This window comes from Streptomyces sp. CoH27 (genome assembly GCF_020181035.1).
Lineage (GTDB): Bacteria > Actinomycetota > Actinomycetes > Streptomycetales > Streptomycetaceae > Streptomyces > Streptomyces camelliae.
In genome coordinates, this window is the sequence record NZ_JAIQYY010000040.1 from 22087 (window position 1) to 38605 (window position 16519).

Annotated in this window: 17 protein-coding genes and 3 pseudogenes; 8 read left to right on the forward strand and 12 right to left on the reverse strand. The window is 69.1% G+C overall.

What is annotated here, in order from left to right; genetic code table 11:
• Positions 1-9: 9 nt before the first annotated feature.
• The 4 genes from LE548_RS40125 to LE548_RS40140 all read right to left on the reverse strand — a co-directional run bounded on the left by LE548_RS40125 (position 10) and on the right by LE548_RS40140 (position 5038).
• A complete protein-coding gene (locus LE548_RS40125; RefSeq protein ID WP_225101986.1) occupies positions 10-651 on the reverse strand; it encodes a hypothetical protein in 642 nt (213 codons plus the stop codon).
• A 128-nt stretch (positions 652-779) separates the two neighbouring features.
• On the reverse strand, positions 780-2183 hold the full coding sequence (locus LE548_RS40130) for a cell wall metabolism sensor histidine kinase WalK (protein ID WP_225101987.1): 1404 nt from the start codon (positions 2181-2183) through the stop codon (positions 780-782).
• A complete protein-coding gene (locus LE548_RS40135) occupies positions 2180-2860 on the reverse strand; it encodes a response regulator transcription factor (protein WP_225101988.1) in 681 nt (226 codons plus the stop codon). Before LE548_RS40135 ends, LE548_RS40130 begins: the two co-directional genes overlap by 4 nt.
• Positions 2861-5038 (reverse strand): MMPL family transporter, encoded by a 2178-nt coding sequence (locus LE548_RS40140; protein WP_225101989.1) that lies wholly within the window; start codon positions 5036-5038, stop codon positions 2861-2863.
• Positions 5039-5283: 245 nt separating this feature from the next.
• Here LE548_RS40140 and LE548_RS40145 point away from each other — a divergent pair.
• Positions 5284-5672: pseudogene (locus LE548_RS40145) on the forward strand (transposase); the annotation flags it as partial.
• Between the two features lie 126 nt (positions 5673-5798).
• Here the strand turns inward: LE548_RS40145 and LE548_RS40150 are convergent.
• Positions 5799-6398 carry a TetR/AcrR family transcriptional regulator gene (locus tag LE548_RS40150; protein WP_225101990.1) on the reverse strand — a complete coding sequence of 200 codons (600 nt, stop codon included), beginning with the start codon at positions 6396-6398 and terminating at the stop codon, positions 5799-5801.
• A gap of 102 nt (positions 6399-6500) precedes the next feature.
• On the opposite strand from LE548_RS40150, the gene LE548_RS40155 reads away from it, so the two are divergent.
• The gene (locus LE548_RS40155; protein ID WP_225101991.1) at positions 6501-7664 is read left to right on the forward strand and encodes an epoxide hydrolase family protein; all 1164 of its coding nucleotides are present in this window, start codon (positions 6501-6503) and stop codon (positions 7662-7664) included.
• 166 nt (positions 7665-7830) lie between these two features.
• Here the strand turns inward: LE548_RS40155 and LE548_RS46240 are convergent, their stop codons facing one another.
• The 3 genes from LE548_RS46240 to LE548_RS40170 all read right to left on the reverse strand — a co-directional run bounded on the left by LE548_RS46240 (position 7831) and on the right by LE548_RS40170 (position 10114).
• Positions 7831-8187 (reverse strand): hypothetical protein, encoded by a 357-nt coding sequence (locus LE548_RS46240; RefSeq protein WP_308030994.1) that lies wholly within the window; start codon positions 8185-8187, stop codon positions 7831-7833.
• A gap of 584 nt (positions 8188-8771) precedes the next feature.
• Complete coding sequence (locus LE548_RS40165) at positions 8772-9221, reverse strand: MarR family winged helix-turn-helix transcriptional regulator (RefSeq protein ID WP_225101992.1); 450 nt, start codon at positions 9219-9221, stop codon at positions 8772-8774.
• The gene (locus tag LE548_RS40170) at positions 9218-10114 is read right to left on the reverse strand and encodes an alpha/beta hydrolase (RefSeq protein ID WP_225101993.1); all 897 of its coding nucleotides are present in this window, start codon (positions 10112-10114) and stop codon (positions 9218-9220) included. The genes LE548_RS40165 and LE548_RS40170 overlap by 4 nt, the downstream gene beginning before the upstream one ends.
• Positions 10115-10297: 183 nt before the next feature.
• On the opposite strand from LE548_RS40170, the pseudogene LE548_RS40175 reads away from it, so the two are divergent.
• Positions 10298-10516 (forward strand): annotated as a pseudogene (locus LE548_RS40175) (transposase); the annotation flags it as partial.
• Positions 10513-10779 carry a hypothetical protein gene (locus LE548_RS40180; RefSeq protein ID WP_225101995.1) on the forward strand — a complete coding sequence of 89 codons (267 nt, stop codon included), beginning with the start codon at positions 10513-10515 and terminating at the stop codon, positions 10777-10779. The pseudogene LE548_RS40175 and the gene LE548_RS40180, both read left to right, overlap by 4 nt.
• A gap of 306 nt (positions 10780-11085) precedes the next feature.
• Here LE548_RS40180 and LE548_RS40185 read toward each other — a convergent pair whose 3' ends face one another.
• From LE548_RS40185 to LE548_RS40200, 4 genes and pseudogenes are all read right to left on the reverse strand, one after another.
• On the reverse strand, positions 11086-11628 hold the full coding sequence (locus LE548_RS40185) for a transposase (RefSeq protein ID WP_225101996.1): 543 nt from the start codon (positions 11626-11628) through the stop codon (positions 11086-11088).
• Positions 11625-12662 carry an ISL3 family transposase gene (locus tag LE548_RS40190; RefSeq protein WP_225101997.1) on the reverse strand — a complete coding sequence of 346 codons (1038 nt, stop codon included), beginning with the start codon at positions 12660-12662 and terminating at the stop codon, positions 11625-11627. Before LE548_RS40190 ends, LE548_RS40185 begins: the two co-directional genes overlap by 4 nt.
• Positions 12663-12809: 147 nt before the next feature.
• Positions 12810-13022, reverse strand: a pseudogene (locus LE548_RS40195) (ISL3 family transposase); the annotation flags it as partial.
• Positions 13023-13093: 71 nt separating this feature from the next.
• Positions 13094-14116, reverse strand: a complete 1023-nt coding sequence (locus tag LE548_RS40200; RefSeq protein WP_225101998.1) for a sigma-70 family RNA polymerase sigma factor — start codon at positions 14114-14116, stop codon at positions 13094-13096.
• Between the two features lie 173 nt (positions 14117-14289).
• Here LE548_RS40200 and LE548_RS46785 point away from each other — a divergent pair, with 173 nt between their 5' ends.
• From LE548_RS46785 to LE548_RS40215, 4 genes are all read left to right on the forward strand, one after another.
• Positions 14290-14610, forward strand: a complete 321-nt coding sequence (locus LE548_RS46785; RefSeq protein WP_374116238.1) for a hypothetical protein — start codon at positions 14290-14292, stop codon at positions 14608-14610.
• Entirely contained in the window at positions 14567-14854 is a 288-nt protein-coding gene (locus tag LE548_RS40205; protein ID WP_374116240.1) for a dihydrofolate reductase family protein, read from the forward strand. Before LE548_RS46785 ends, LE548_RS40205 begins: the two co-directional genes overlap by 44 nt.
• A gap of 289 nt (positions 14855-15143) precedes the next feature.
• Positions 15144-15530 (forward strand): hypothetical protein, encoded by a 387-nt coding sequence (locus LE548_RS40210; protein ID WP_225102000.1) that lies wholly within the window; start codon positions 15144-15146, stop codon positions 15528-15530.
• 626 nt (positions 15531-16156) lie between these two features.
• The gene (locus LE548_RS40215; protein ID WP_225102001.1) at positions 16157-16480 is read left to right on the forward strand and encodes a hypothetical protein; all 324 of its coding nucleotides are present in this window, start codon (positions 16157-16159) and stop codon (positions 16478-16480) included.
• The last annotated feature ends 39 nt before the right edge of the window (positions 16481-16519 follow it).

Genomic DNA, 16519 nt, shown 5'->3' on the forward strand with positions numbered 1-16519 from the left:
TGGGGCCGCTCAGCTGATCGCGAGTGGCACGGGATCCAGGCCCAGCTTGCTCCGGCATGAGCCGACCGCCCGTGTGAGCCATGCGGTCACAGCGCCGCGATCTGCCGCCATCGCGTGCAGTTCACGTGTCTTCTCCTGGGCTTCGGCCATCCAGGGCGCCAGCGGCTCCTCTCGGAGGACCCGCTCGAAGTGATGGCGGGCCGTGTCCGGGTCCCCGACCAGGGCGGCCGCGATCCCGGCGTCGAAGCTGTCCCAGAGGAACCCCCGACGCACCGGCCTGGATGCGATGTATCGGGCGACATCCGGCGGTGCCGGGAACTTCTCCCTCAGCGCGATCACGTTCGCAGCGGCCTGCTGGCTGAGGTTGAGTGCCAGCCGCGTGAACTGGTCCTCGGTGCGAAACAGTTCGGAGCCGACCCGGACAGCGTCGACGTGGAAGGCCAGGTGGTCTACGTCGTGCCACAGCCACATCGCGCCGACGTGCAGACCGCTGCCAGCGGTCCGCGGCGGGGTGAACTCCACAACCCCGAGCCACCACCCATGATCATCAACCCACAGCCGCGATCGCCCCTGCTGGGTCAGGCCGAGGGGCTTCAGGGACTCCCGCGCCGCCGAGGTGAGGATCTGGAGAACCGGACTGCGATCTGCCATGACGGACATTATCGACCGTCCCGCCGACACCACCGTCGTTGCGGAACGGCACCGTTCCACAGAACCTGACAGACCGGGTCTCGTAACCCACACAAGACCAGAGCGGCCTCCGAGGTTAAAGAACAAGCTCAGAGAAGGGTCAACGCCTCGCCGAAGCCCCGGAGCGTGATGGCGACCAGAGCCCCGCCTTCGGGTGCGGTGTCGATGGCGATCGACCCCTCGTGCGCGACGATGATCGCCTTGGCAATGGCCAGGCCCAAGCCGGTCGAGCCGACGCCGTGGGTCCGGCCCGTGTCGAGGCGGACGAATCGGTCGAAGACCCGCTCCTGCTCCTCTCTGGGGATGCCAGGGCCGTCGTCGCCGACTGTCACGCGTACTGTGTCGCCGTCTTCGCGGGCGGTGACGCGGACCGTCGTCCGCGCGTAGCGCAGCGCGTTGTCGATGACGTTGCGGAACACCCGGGACAGCTCGGCTGCGTCGCCGGTGACGGCGAGTTCTGCGGGGATGTCGAGCTCGATGCGGACCGGTCCGCTCGGCGCGGTGCCCGCCTCGACCTCGGTCAGCAGCTCGGCGAGCGGCACCCGTCGGCGCCGGGCCGCGGCCTTGCCGGCGTCCACCCGCGCCAGCTGGAGCAGTTCGCTGATCAGCTCCTCAAGCCGCGCCGCCTGCCTGACCGCGCGTTCGGCGATCGTCGGCCACGGCGCCTGCTCCGGATGCGCCAGACCGACCTCCAGGCCGGTGCGGATCGCGGTCAGCGGGCTGCGCAGCTCATGGCTGGCGTCGGCGACGAAACGCCGCTGCCGAGTGGCGGCGTCGTCCAGCCGGGCCAGCATCGCGTTCATGGTGTCAGCCAGGCGGCCCACCTCGTCGTCGGTGCCCGGCTCCGGGACGCGCCGGGTCAGGTCTGTCGCCGAGATGTCGGTGATGTCGGTGACGGTGCGCCGGATTTGCTCGACCGGACGCAGTGCCCGGCCGACCACCAGCCAGATCGTGCCGCCGGCCAGCACCAGCAGCGCCGGCAGCCCGATCAGCAGCAGCCGGGCGAAGGTCTCGTTGATCTGACTGCGGGTCGTGGTCGGCGAGGTGGTGACGATCGAGACCGGCCGGCCGCCAACGGTGAGATGCTCGCCGTAGGTGGCGACCTCGCCGGCGACGACACCGTCGGCGGCCTTCTGCCGCACCGGCGTATCGGAACCCGGCGGCAGGCTGTAGACGGCGGGCAGCCCGGTGAGGGTCCGGGTCGCCGCGAGGACACTGCCGTCGTCGGCCAGCACCTGGGCCTCGGCAGAGGCGTCGAGGGACGAGGCCGGCAAGGGGTTGGGAAAGGTGCCGCCGGCGGACGCCGACTGCTCGATCTGCGTGGCATAGGTGTGCAGTTGACTGTCGACGGTACGGCGTGCGGAGTCGACCTGGAGCAGGTACATCACCACGATGCCGAGCGTCACCGCCGCGGTCAGCGCCAGACCGGCCACGATAGTGACGCGGGAGCGGACGGTGCCGAGTCGCAGGCGGCGGGCCAGGCGCGCCGTCACGGCCGCTCCCGGATGACGTAACCCTGGCCCCGGACCGTCTTGACGACCGCCCCGGAAGCCGCCCCCGCGGCGTCGATCTTCCGCCGCAGCCGGTGCATCAGCACCTCGACCACCGCCGGATCCCCGTCGAAGTGCACGTCCCAGCAGTGCTCCAGCAGTTCGGTCTTCGCCACCACCCGGCCGACCGCCCGCAGCAGGTACTCCAGCACCGCGACCTCGCGAGAGCTCAGCTCCAGTGGCACGCCGTCCCGCGTCACCGTCCGCGCCGCCGGATCCAGCGCCAGGCCGGCGGCCGTGAGGACCGTCGGCCTGGCGCCGAGCGCGCGCCGGGTCAGGGAGCGCAGGTGGGCCAGGAGTACCGGATAGGAGAAGGGCTTGGGCAGGTAGTCGTCGGCGCCGCTGTCCAGGCCCTCGGCGTGGTCGAGGTCCTCGTCCAGCGCGGTGAGCATCAGGATCGGCGTCCAGATCCCGCGCTCGCGCAGCGTCCGGCACACCTGGTAGCCGTCCATCCCGGGCAGCATCACGTCGAGCACGATCACGTCGTGGGGACGCTCCGTGGCCTTCCACAGAGCGTCGATCCCGTTGTCCGCGACGTCCACGACGTAGCCTTCCGCCTTCAAGCCCCAGGTCAGGGCTTCTGCGACGTCCGGCTCGTCCTCGACCACCAGTACCCGCATCTACTCAGCATCCCCCACGGTCAGCGCCTCGTGCGCGGGCTGTCGCGGCCCGGGCTCCGTGGCGGCAGGCAGCGGCCCCAGCCGCAGGACGCGGCGTGCCCGGTCCGGCAGCCACCAGTTCAGGTCCCCGAACAGCGAGACCAGGGCCGGCAGCAGCAGCATCCGGACGACGATCGCGTCCAGCACCACGCCGGAGGCCAGGCCGGCGGCGATCTCCCGGACGGTGACGTCGTTGGCCGTGGACAGTGAGGCCAGCGCGAAGAACAGGATGATCGCGGCCGAGGTCACCAGGCGCCCGGTGCGGGACACGCCCTCGATGATGCCTTCGCGCGTGGACGTTGTCCGGTCATATTCCTCCCGGATCCGGGCGAGGATGAAGACCTCGTAGTCCATCGAGACCCCGAACAGGAACCCGAAGATCAGCGCCGGTGCCAGCTGGTCGATGGCGCCGTAGCTGCTGGTCCCCCACAGGGCCTGCATCCCGATGCCGTGCTGGAAGACCAGGACCAGGACGCCGTAGGTCGCGGCGACCGACAGCATGTTCAGCAGCACCGCCTTGGCCGGCAGCACGATGGAGCGCATGCCCCGGGCCAGCAGCAGGAACGTCACCGCCGCGACCACCGCGAACAGCAGCGGGAACGAGCCGTAGGTGGCGTTTGTCTCGTCGATGCTCTGCGCCCCGTCGCCGCCGGCCAACGCGCCGTGCCCGGCCACCGTGCGGATGTCGGCGAGCGCGGTACCGCCGTGGGAGCTGCCGACCTCGGTCTGCGGGATGGCGATGACCAGTGCGGAGCCGTCGGCGGCGCGCCAGGCGGGTCCGGTGGCCTGCGCCGCGCCGTGCAGACTGGACACCGTGCTCAGTGAATCGACCACGGTCGGCGCGTCGGCGGCGTGCGGGACGTAGACCGGGACGGCGGTCAGCGTGCCGGACGGGAACCCGTCGGCCTGCAGGGTGCGCAGGCCGTCAGTGTAGGTGCCGGCCGAGGCCATGGCCTGTGTGCTGGGCTGCGCGATGTTGATCGTGGTCGCGGTCCCGGCCAGCGTGCCGAGCAGGCCCAGGCCAACGACCGCGGACGCCACGCGGTGCCTGATCACGAACTTCGACCAGCCGGTCCAGAACCGGCTCGCCGGGTGGCGGCGCGAGGCGCGCTTCGGCCAGTCCAGCGCCGGCCCGATCTTGGACAGGATGGCCGGCAGCAGGGTCAGCGCGACGAGCACGGCGGTCGAGGGGATGAAGAGACCTGAGATGCCGATGCCGCGCACCATCGAGTTCGGGATGACGATCAGCGCGAACAGGCCGAGCGAGGCCACCACGCCGCTGAACCAGACGCTGTGTCCGGCGCGCTTGACCGCGGCCGCCACCGCCTCCTGGTTCGACTTGCCGAGCGTGCGCTCCTCCCGCCAGCGGGTGACCACCAGAAGGGAGTAGTCGATCGACAGGCCCAGGCCCAGAAGCGCGACGATGTACTGCACCGCCGGGTTGAGCGGCGAGGACGACGGCACCACGTAGGTCAGGCCGTAGATGAGGATCTGCATCGTCAGGACGCTGATGAGCGCCATGATCAGCGGCAGCAGCGCCAGGAAGGAGCCGAACACCCAGGCCAGGACCAGCAGCGCGCCCAGAGCTCCGGTGATCAGCTCGCTGAGAACCGAGGATTTGCCCCCGCCTGTCGTGTTGCCGGCCTCCAGCGCGTGGTAGCTGGTGCCGTTGACGGTCAGGTCCGGCGCCGCCTGCCGGGCTGCGGCGGTCAGCTGGTCGATCTGCGTCGTGCCCACGTCGTCGCTGGCCTTCGGCGGGTAGGCCAGCACGATGGTGCTGGTCCGGTTGGTGCCGACCAGTGCGTTGTCGCCGTCTGCGGCGTAGGAGACCACGCGCAGGTCCGGCGCGGACTGTGCCAGGGTGCTGTCGATCCGCGCGAGATCCTGCTTGACTCGCGGTGAGTCGATGGTCTGACCAGAGGGGGTGTTCAGGATCAGCACGCCAGGATCGGACGCGGCGCCGCCGTAGTGCGCCGCGATGGCGGTGTTGGCGGTGTAGCCGGGTCCGCTGACGTGGGAGCCGGACTGCAGCCGGCCGGACAGGGACGGTGCGACGAGTACGCCGACCACGGTGATCACGAGCCAGGCCAGCCCGACGACGAGTCGGTGCCGGGTCACCCAGTCTGCGAGTCTTTCCATCAGATCCTCCGTCCGGACGGGTCCGGGTAGGTGTCTTCCAGGTCGCTCGAACGGTAGGAAGCGGGAGCTTTCAGATTCCTTTCGCTGGTATCGCTGATTTGTGGCACGCGCAGAATCCGGCCCAGCCCGCGTGGCATCCACCAGTTGGCCCGGCCCGTGATCGCGACGAGAGCCGGGACCAGCAGCGTGCGGATCACCACCGCGTCCGGCAGGATGCCGAACCCGGGGCCGGTGGCGGCCATCTGACCCACCACCAGGTCGTCATCGACGCCGAAACCCGGCTCGTCGTCGCGGTCGGCCGACCAGTCGCCGGCAACCGCAACGACGGCAAGGCGTGGGAGCTGTCCGGCGCGAAAGACGCCGTCGGCAAGACCGCTGTCATCGCGGACGGCAGTTGCCGGGACCGGCCTGGTCATCCCGCACCGCCGCGAGAGAGGCCACACCGAACTCCCGGGCTGGAAGGAGGAGCACAAGGCCTCCTACCGCAGAGTCCGTGCCCGGGTGGAGCACGTCTTCGCCCGGATGAAGGGCTGGAAGATCCTTCGCGGCTGCCGGTTGCCGGCTGAAAGGCGATGGCGTTCACCACGCCATGCTCGGCATCGCCCGCCTGCACAACCTCGTCCTTGCCGGGTGACGCGGAAACCAGGAGGCCACCAGGCACGTTAAAGATCATTTCCGGGACAGCTCTTATAGGCAGGGTGCGGTGACGATGTCGCGTCCGGAGCAGGACGATCCGCGGCTCCGCTCGAAGTGCCGCGGGTCAGGGCTGGTCGCCCGTGAGAGCGATTGCGCGTGTCTCGGGAACTCCCAGCATCAGCAGGCTCGTGATCGTCGCTGCTCGGGCGCCGAGGGTCCCGTTCGACAGGTCGCTGTCCGCGATGGCGAACACGACGCCGTAGGCGACCTGGCTCAGAATGCCCGCCGGCAGGTGCTGTGCGAACACGTCGCCGTCCTGGCCCCGTTTGACGAGGTCGGCGAGGAGTTCGTCGACAGGCCCGAGCAGGCCGTGGATCGCCTCGCCGTACTCGCCGCGGCGCAGCGCCAGCAGCACGCGGTACCGGTGCGCCACCGGCCAGAGGCGGGCGATGAACTCGACCCACGTCGCGTCCGCTTCGGCGCCGGAGGCGTTGAGTTCGGTGAGCACGGCTGTCATCTCGGTGACGGCCCGTTCCGTGAGTGTCCGGACCAGGTCGAGGCGCGAGGGGAAATGGTCGTAGACCGTGCGACGGACGACGCCGGCAGCGGAGGCGATCTCGCCCATTCCGGCGTCGGGCTTCTCTCCCAGCACATCGAGGGCGACGTTGAGGATGCGATCGCGTGTCTCGATCATCGAGCGCATGCGGGCGGACTGGGTGGACACGCCACCAGTATTGCACACGGGTGTACAGTGAGATTCGCTGTACACCCGTGTGCAGCGAAGGAGTGCGCTGTGCTTCGAAGCTCAGGAGAAGAGAAGAAGGCCATGACCGCACCGACGCCGCCCACCCCGGCCCTCGTCCGCCCGTTCACCGTCTCGATCCCGGAATCGGCGATCGACGACGTCAAGCAGCGACTGGCCAGAACCCGGTGGCCGGATCCGGAAACGGTGGGCGACTGGTCGCAAGGGGTTCGCGTGGAGAACGCCAGGTCTCTTGTCGAGTACTGGGAGCGCGGTTACGACTGGCGGCGCTTGGAGTCCGAGCTCAATCGCTTCCCCCAGTTCCTGACCGAGATCGACGGGCTGGACATCCACTTCATCCACGTCAGGTCCGAGAACCCCAACGCGATGCCGCTGCTCCTCACGCATGGATGGCCGGGCTCGATCGTGGAGTTCCTGAAGCTGATCGGCCCGCTGACCGATCCGGTTTCGTTCGGGGCAGACGCCGCCGACTCGTTCGACGTCGTCGTCCCGTCGCTCCCCGGGTTCGGGTTCTCCCAGAAGCCCACGGAGACCGGGTGGACCGTATCGCGCATCGCAAGCGCGTGGGTGGAGCTGATGAAGCGTCTCGGCTACACGAGATGGGCCGCGCAAGGCGGCGACTGGGGTGCCGTCGTCACCACCGCCCTCGGGGCCATGCAACCTGAGGGGCTTGTCGGAATCCATCTGAACACCCAGTACGCCTTTCCCGCACAGATCCCCGACACCCTCACGCCCGAACAGCGCGACGCCGTGGAGACCCTCGCCCTCTACACCGGCGATCTCGGCGGCTCCAACCACCTTCAGGGCACGAAGCCCGAGACCGTCGGATTCGCCCTGGCGGACTCCCCCGCCGGCCAGGCGGCCTGGATCTACGAGAAGTTCCAGTCCAAGACCGACAACCACGGGCTCGCCGAGGACGCCCTCAGCATCGACGACATCCTCGACGCGATCTTCCTCTACTGGTTCACCAACAGCGCAGCGTCGTCCGGCCGCATCTACTGGGAGAACAGATCGCTCACCTTCGCCGGCCCGAAGGTGACGCTTCCGGTCGCGGTGACCGTCTTCCCGAAGGACATCCCCCGCGTGCCACGCAGCTGGATCGAAGACACCTACAGCAATCTGATCCACTACGGCGAGGCCGGCAAGGGCGGGCACTTCGCGGCCCTGGAACAGCCCGGGATCCTGGTCAGCGAAATCCGCACCGGCCTGCGCACCCTTCGTTCCTGACGCCAACGCGCGCGCCCAGCGGGCAATAACGGGTCTTCCAACGTTTTGCCCGTTGGTCTGGATCAGGATTACTGGTCGGCGGGGACGGCCGGAGCCTGAATGCCGGGGCTGTGCGAACAGTCCGGGTTCGGTCTCGTCGAGGAAGCCAAGGCTGGCCGGCAGCGGCTCAACGCACTGTGACGTACTCGGGCCGGTCCAGGTCGGTGACCAGGTCGGAGCCGGCCGGACGCCAGCCGAGTTCCTTGCGTGCCAGCCCGCTCGAGACGTGGTTGTCCCGGGCCGCGAATGCCGCGAGCCAGCCGAAGTGGCCAGCCGCTTGCTCCTTCGTCAGCGACCGCGTCGGCACGTTCAGGCGCTTGGAGATGACTTCCGCGATCGAGCGCATCAGCACGCCGTCCTCCGCCACCGCGTGGTACCTCGATCCGGCCGCCCCGTCCTCCAGCGCCAGCCGGAACAGCCACGCGACGTCCTGTTTGTGCGCGGCGGGCCAGCGGTTGAAACCTGGGTCCACATAGCCGGCCATGTTCCTCTTGCGGGCCGCGGTGATCAGTCGCGGAACCATGGCCTTGTCCCCGTCGCCGTGCACCGTCGGCGGAAATCCGCACGATCGACGCCCGCACCCCCTGTGACACCAGGGCCAGTGTCGCCGTCTCGGAGCCGATGCGGGCCGCGCCGGGCGAGGTCGGATCCGGCGCCTCGCGCTCGGTGACGAGGGAGCCGGATGCGAGCGCCATTGTCGGGAATGCCACGACCAGAGGTCCGCCGGTGGCCGCGAGGACGGACCCGAACGCGTCGATCGCCTTGCGGTCCGCGCCCGCCCCCGCCGCGGCGAACCGGACGGTGATCCCGCGCGGGCTGCCGCCCAGCAGGATCCCCGCCTTGGTGCCGCACGGCATGTGCCCCATGCCGTGCGGGTAAGCCAGGTGGATCACACCGTCCGCCCGGGCCGCGCCCTTCCGCAGGCTGTCGAGGTCCGCCAGGCTGCCCCGGTACACCGCGGCGCCCGCCGCCGCCAGCCTCGCGGCGCCGTCGTCCGTGCGGGCCATGCCGGGCACCTCGTGCCCGTTGTCCGGCAGGTCCTTCACGAGCCGCCAGGCGCGCCCGGGATCAGTCGAGCGCAGCGGTGCGGAGCAGGCGGAGTGCCTCACGGAACATGTTGCCGGCCGCTTCACCGAGTACGGAGAAGTGCTCGTGCAGGACCCGTTCGGCGACCGGACGTCCTCTCGCCAGCTGGCCGCGCCCGCCGGCGGTGAGGACCAGGATGGACGCGCGGGCGTCGGCGGGGTCGGTGCGGCGCTCACACAGCCCCCGGCGGACGACCCGGTCCGCCGCCTGGCTCGCACCGCCGACCGTGATCGCGAGCGCCCGCACGAGATCACTGACCTTGCAGCCGTTCAGTCCGGCGACGACCGTCATCACCGAGAGGTCCCCCAGTGTCAGTCCCGCTTCGGAGCGCAGTGCCGCGTCCACTCGGGCCCATAGCACGGTCTCGAACCGCACGAGATCATCGAAGGCGCGCCAGTCGCGACCGGGATTGCCGGCATGGGGGCCGGTCACTGGCGCTGGGTGTGGCGGTCGATGAACCGGCCGACGGACTCGATCGCCTCACGGGCCTCGTCCAGTACGGCCGCACGGGTCTGGAACACGTGCGGAACACCGGCCGTGACCTCAAGGGCGACGTCGACGTCCGCGTGTGCCGCCTTGCGCGCCAGTTCGAGCGCGTCGTCGAGAAGCACCTCGTACGAGCCCACCTGCACGAGCAGCGGCGGCAGTCCACGCAGATTCGCGAGCAGCGGGCTGGCCAGGGGGTGATGGGGGTCGGTGTCACCGAGGTACTCGGAGATCCGCCGTCGCAGAGCGGATGTCGACAGTGCAGGGTCGAGCTGTGCCCTGCCGCTTCGGGAGGAGGTTTCCAGGGTCAGATCGACGAAGGGGCTCATCACTACAGCGCACGCCGGCAGCGGCAGGCCGCGGTCGCGGAGCGCGACGAGCGTGGCGAGCACGAGGTTGCCCCCGGCCGACTCGCCCGCGATCGCGATGGAGCTCGCCGGTGTTCCGCTGTCGATCAAAGCGGTGTAAGCGGCGACGACGTCGTCGAGCCCCGCGGGGAACGGATGCTCGGGTGCGAGCCGATAGTCGACCGCGATCGACTCCGCGCCCGCCGCCCCGCCCACTGCCGATGCGAGACCGATGGCTCCGACGGCGCTGCCGACGACAAACCCGCCCCCGTGCACGAACAGAACGGTGCGACCTGCCACGGTCGCGCCGGTCGAGATCCGCAGCCCGCACACGGGTCCCCATTCGATCGGTACGGCCACTACGTCCGCAGGGACCGGGCGGGAGGCGAGCAGTGCCTCGAATTCCAGGCGGAGAGGCTCCAGTTCGCCGCCCAGGTCGATCGGAGCGTCCCTGACTGCCTCGACGACCGCTTGGCGTTGTGTCTGAGACATGAAAATACATTAGCACTAATCTATATTTCTGACTCGCGTTCCTGAAGCCGCGACTTCGACCGATCGAGGCCGGCAACCCGCTACAGCGCCGACCGGGATCACCGATGAGACCGGCCGGGACGAACTCTTCACGATCCTGCGGCAGGCACGGCGGCGCACAACCACCGCGGCCCGGGTGTCACGGTCGAGCAGGTGGCCACCGACTTCGGGGTCCACCCGATCACGTTGTCGAAGTGGATGCGCCGCGCCGAGACCGATGAGGGCGCCAGGCCCGCGACGACGTCGGGTGAGTCGGCCGAGCTGCGTGAGGCCCGCAAGCGGATCCGGTTGCTGGAGCAGGAGAACGAGGTCCTCCGCCGGGCCGCGGCCTATCTGTCGCAGGCGAACCTGCCAGCAAAATGATGTACCCGCTCGTCCGTGAGCCGGCCGCCGCCGATGCCCCTTACAGGGTGCCGGTGGCGGTGACGTGCCGGGTGCTCGGGCTGGCTCGTCAGCCCTACTACCGGTGGCTGGCCCGGCCTGCCACCGACGCCGAACTGACCGAGGCACACCGGGCCAACACCCTGTTCGACGCGCACCGCGACGATCCCGAGTTCGGGCTGTCACACACGACACGCCTGGTGCTGGCTCACGCGGTGCACCCCGCACCCGGTGCGCACCAGTAGCCGCACCACCGTCCGTCGCTGCGCATCCACTCGGCGGGCGGAAGCGGCGCGCATCGGGTGGGGTCGATGCGGTGGAGCGGGCCGTTGAGGGCGGCGCGTTTCCCCTTCGCCGGGTGGATGCACGACATCGTCCGGTCAATGTCGCAATCTCCCGCAAGATGCCGTCCACTCCCGGCCGGTGGACTCCACTCGGTGGAGTGGATGCCGGGCATCGCCGGCGCGCACCACGGCATCGGGTGCGGGGCATCGGGTGCACTGTCGACGGTCAAACAATTGGTTCTGGCCGCGATTGCGTGATTGCCCGGCTCATGCCCTCAGGAGGATACGGGTACGGAGGAGGCGGAACGCGGCTCGGCCGTACATGGCCCGCTTGATCGTCTTGATGCGGTTGACGTGGCCCTCGACGATTCCGGAACTCCAGGGCTGGGTCAGGCCGACGGTGACCGCCTGAAGGTCGAGGCACAGTCCCTGCGCGAAGGCGAGGATGGGGGCCGGTGCCTCACGCTCGGCTTCGCGTACCCACTCCAACAGCTGGTGGCCACGGCGGTGTTGGAGCAGGTCGTGGAAGGCGCGGGCGAGGTCGCAGGCCCGTGCGATGTCGGGGCACGCTAGCCGCACGCTCAGGAGCTGGTCTTCCTCTTGAGGCCGCAGAGCGCCGCGGGGCAGCATGATCCACGTGGTGATCTTGCGCGGGCTGGGGATGGCGCCGCGGGCGGGTTCGACAGTGCCGGTCCGAAGTCCTGCCACGTAGCGGCGCACCGGCAGATCGCTGCCCTGGTAGCCGCGCTGTCGGATCTCCCGGAAGAGGTCGGTCGGGCTGGTCACGCCGTCGATGAACCGCTCGGTCAAGTACGCGGTGTACGGCTCCAGGACTCCTTCGGGGCGCCCCATCCGGGCCGAGGCCAGCAGCACGTCGAGGTCGGTGTCGCGGAAGCGGCGGACGGTCTTGCGGTCCAGAGCAGGCGCCGGGCGATCGCGGAGACGGAGTGTCCCTGTGCGAGCAGGCGGTGGATGTCCGCGTACCGGTCGCGGGTACGGATGGCGATCTTGGTGGGCGGCAGAGCCGGCGGAGGCAGCGGATTGATGATCCGCCGCGGCTCTGTATCCCGTTCGGCCTCGGCCTGTTTACGCAGACAGGAGCGGTGTTCGTGGCAGGTCTTCTCGACCGCAGAGGAGAGATTGCTCAGCAAATGCCATCGATCGGCTATCTCCTGGGCGCCTGGTGCTGCCTCGCGCACGGCACTGGAGTAGGCGCTGGCCCGGTCTCGGCAGATGATCTCTGCGCCGGGATGCTCGCGCAGCCAGTCTGCGAAGCTGGCCGAGTCCCGGTCCGGCAGGACATCCACCACGCGGCCGGCTTCCACGTCGACCAGGACGGTGCCATAGCGCCAGCCCTTGCGGAAGGCGAACTCATCGACACCCAGCACTCGCGGGGCCTGCTCAGGCACCGTCGGAGCCGTGAGCAAGCCCAGCAGGTGGGTGCGGCCGGCGGGTAACTGCAGGGTCCGGCATAGACGTTCGCCGGGACGGCCGCCCAGGAACGTCGCGATGGCAAGCATCCATCGCCGCAGCCCGGCGCTGTGACGCCGGTAGCGTTCGGTCAGGTCCGGGACCTGCTCGGCGAACGTCCGCCTTGGGCACGAGGTTCGCTCGCAGAAGAAGCGGCGTACTTTGAGTGAGATCACCAACAACCGTCCTACCAGCGGACGTTCCATCAGTCGGCGCACGTACCGCGAGTGCACGCGGCGTCCCGGACAGCCGCAGTCCGGGCAGGCTGGTGGCCGAGCGCAGGACGATGCCTCGACAGTGACTCCATCCACGGTGACGTGCACCGCGGTGACACGCACATCGATTTCGGGAAACAGCACATCCCCGATCGCCACGGCCCCCATACCTGGGCAATGCCCGCAAGAAACGTTCCCGCAGTCGCATGATGACCTGGGGATTCACGCAATCGCGGCCAGAACCAATTACGTGATCGTCGACAGGTGCACTCAGTGACCGGCCTCCCGGCCGCGGTGCGGTCCGGGCCAGCCCAGCGGCTCGTGCGCCAACGGTCGGGGCACCGTGTCCCGCGGCGAGCCTTGGCACCCGCAGCGCTGGCACCAGTCGTCGGGTTCGACGACCCGGCATGCCAGCACTGCACGATCGGGCTCCAGGCGCTGGCCGGTGATCTGCAGGGTGAGCTTGTCAAGCCGAGCGAACGTGGTCAGGTCAGGGCACGCGAAAGTAGGGTCAGACACGTCGAGGTCTTCCGGATGAGGCGTGTCGGAACCTTCATCTTCGGAAGACCTCGGCCCCTACCGGGCCAGGGCTAGTGGTCGGATGGCAGGGTGCGGGGTAGGCCGAAGCGGGGCAGGTGGCTGTTTTCGAAGCGGGTCACTGCGGCGATGCGGTCTGCCGCGAGGGTGAGGACCAGCAAGCCGGTGGCGCGCCAAGTGACCGTGTGGCGGTCCAGCAGGTAGACACCGAAGGCGGGTTGGCTGTTGGCTCGGGTCACGACCAGGCGGTAACTGGTGATCCGGTGTAAGACGGCGGCCAGTAGACGGGTGACCGCTTCGCGGCCGAGGTATTCGACCGGCAGCGGCGGCATCGTGAGGCGGACGTCGTCGGCGAGTAGCGCGACCACGCCGTCGACGTCGCCGGACTCGAAGGCCCGGGTGAGACCGTCAACGAGCTCCCGCTCACATGGCGAGTCGGGCGGAGATGGTGGTTGCGTGGCGCCGAATCGGGGCGTCTGTGCTCGGATGCCGGCGCGGGCGCGTTTGAGGGCGCTGGTGACGGATTCTTCAGTGGTGTCAAGGAATTCGGCGACGTCGGCGGCACGGTAGCCAAGTACGTCCCGCAGGATGAGCACGGCGCGCTGGCGCGGCGGTAGCAGCTGGACGGCGGTCACGAACGCCAGCGATATCGCCTGTTTCGATTCGTTGCGCGCCTCGGGTCCGGGCGCGGTGTCGGGAACACCGTCGAGCAGCACGTCGGGACAGGGTTCGAGCCAGACCACCTCGCCGTGGGCAGAAGGCTCGGGCAGCTCCAACTCAGCCGCGCTGGTACCGGGGATCGCCATTCGCGGCCTCCTGCTGGCGGCCCGCAACACCTTGAGGCAGCGGTTCGTCGCGACGCGGTAAAGCCAGGTTCGCACCGCCGACCGCGCCTCGAACGCGCTGAGCCCCCGCCAGGCGTCGAACAACGTCTCCTGCAGGGCGTCCTCGGCGTCGTGCATCGAACCGAGGAACCGGTAGCAGTGCACCAGCAGCTCCCGGCGGAACGGTTCGACGAGCTCGCGAAACGCGTCGGCGTCGCCGGCCCGGCACCGGGCGATCAGCTCTGCGGTCACCGCATCGTCCTCTCCTCGGGCCGGTCGAGCGCCGAGGGTTTCGGCTGCGGATCCGGCCGGACAAGCCGTCAACCAGACCGACCCCGCGCCCCGGGGAAACTGGGCGGCGCGCACCGCCCAGTTTTCGCCGCGATCCGGATCTACCTCGGTGACCTCGAACAATAGGAGCACCAATGGGACAGATCGTCGTCTTCGAAAACATCACCCTCGACGGTGTCATGCAGGACCCGATCGGCGAGGAGAGCGTCAGCGCCTTCGACTGGCGCGACAACCTGTCGGCGGCCGCCAACGAAGAATGGATCCAACGCATCGTGCACGACACGCGTGGCGTGCAGGCATTGCTGTTCGGCCGCCGCACCTACGAATTCTTTGCTTCCCGCTACGCCGACGGCACCAACCCCCGTCGCGGAACTCACCAGGAGCATCCCGAAGTACGTCCTGTCCAGCACATTGACCGACCCGTCCTGGACCAGCACCACCGTGCTCAACGGTGACGCCGCCACCGAAGTAGCCAAGCTCAAGGCCAACGTCGACGGAACGATCATGATCTGGGCCAGCTCCCTGCTGGTGCGTGAACTGGTCGAGCACGACCTGATCGACGAGCTTCGCCTGGTCGTCTTTCCGCTGGTCATCGGCCACGGTACCCGCCTCTTCAGCGACACCACCGACGCCAAACACTGGCACCTCGCCGCAACCGACACGGTCGAAGACCTCGTCTATCTGGCCTATCGGCGTTGACCCGAATCTTTCGTCGCGGGGGCGGCGGTCCAGGCTGGCCGAAGCGATCCGGGAAGTCACCGCAGCGAACGGTCTACGGCAAGGCTGCGATGACGCGACCACCACCTCGACAACCTCGACTGGCTGACCGACGCCGCCCACGCCTACACCGACGACTCCGTGTGGGAGCCCCGGTGGCTCCGGACGCCTCGACGCCCTCACCGGCGGCAGCCAACTGCTCTGCAGCTACCCGCTCTTCAGCCCCGGAGCAAGCGCGGCCGAGAACGCCCCCATCGGCCTCGGCAACAGCGTGGTCCTCGTCAACACCTACGGCTACAACTACCACCCCGGCCAGCCCGTGGTCCCGCTGCCCGGCGGCATGACCCGCATCGACGTCCGGCCCGACGAATCCGGCTGCAACCAGGCGTGGAGCAACCCCGTCCCCTCCTCCGCCCTGCCGAAGCTCTCCACCGAGGACGGCAACATCTACACCGTCCAGCGCACCCTCACCGGCACCACCGAGAACTTCGCCCTGAACGTCATCGACTTCGCCACCGGCCGGACCGTCAGCACCCAGCCCCTGGGCACCGGCCAGCAGTGGGACACCACCCAGCTCGCCGGCGTCACCGGCCCCGACGGCACCCTCTACCAGGGCACCACCGCCGGCATCGCCCAGATCCACCCCTCCACCAACTGACCTCGCAACCCAGCTGGGGCTGCCCACCCGGGCAGCGGGCCCGTTCGACCCGGGCCCCGGAGCATCCGCGACCTTCGAGCGCAGTGCGAAGCGCTTCGACCGAAGCGTTTCGCATCATCCGCGGGGAGCCGGAGTTCGGCGACCGGGTGCAGTCCGGCCTGCTCGATCACGTCCACGAGCTGCTCCGGCCGCCACTTGTGCGTGGTCCAACGAACGGGCACTCCTCCGTATGCCTCGGTGCGCACCGCGTCCTCGTCGCCGACGTGTGTGCCGGCGATGAGCGGGTCCCAGTAGTTTTCGCCGAAAAAACACCATCGTTCCCCTCCAGGGGAAACCCGTAGGTCGGCGGCGCCCGGCCCTATCGGGCGGTAGCGCTAGGTAAACCGGTTTGTTCTGGCTCTCCAGAACAAACCAGCCAAGAAAGCGAGTTCGGGCCGTCCCCGCGAACGAGCAGGTCAAGACCCTGCCGCTCACACGGGGTTCTGTTCGATGTTCGACAGCCGTTGTCGAACACCACGTGAACAGCTGTTCTTTCAGGCCGGAGGGACGGCCGACCACGGCCGTTCACTTCCGGCGCGGGTGCTCATCCGACACGCGCTCCCTGATCCGTAGCCAGGAGGTTCCCTTTGAACGTCTCGAAGAAGGCTGTCTTCGCCGCCCTGACGGCGGTGCTCACCATCGCGCTCGGCGGCGCGATGGCTCCCTCTGCCGGCGCGGCCCCCCTGACCGCCAAGATCACGGCCAGTCCGAAGAGCCAACTTGACTGCAACAACACCGCCGCGCGGAACGAGCCGTGGACGGGCGTCACCTACAAAACCTGCGACGACTGCCTCAAGGCCCAGGCCACGTTGGACGGCCTTCCCAACTCTGGCTGGCCATTCCGCTATCACTTCTGCACGTACAACCCGAGCCAGAAGCACTACGACATGCACGTACACAACCCCTTCTGAGCCTGAGATCAGGCCGAGCCGCCGCACTCACCAGGGCCC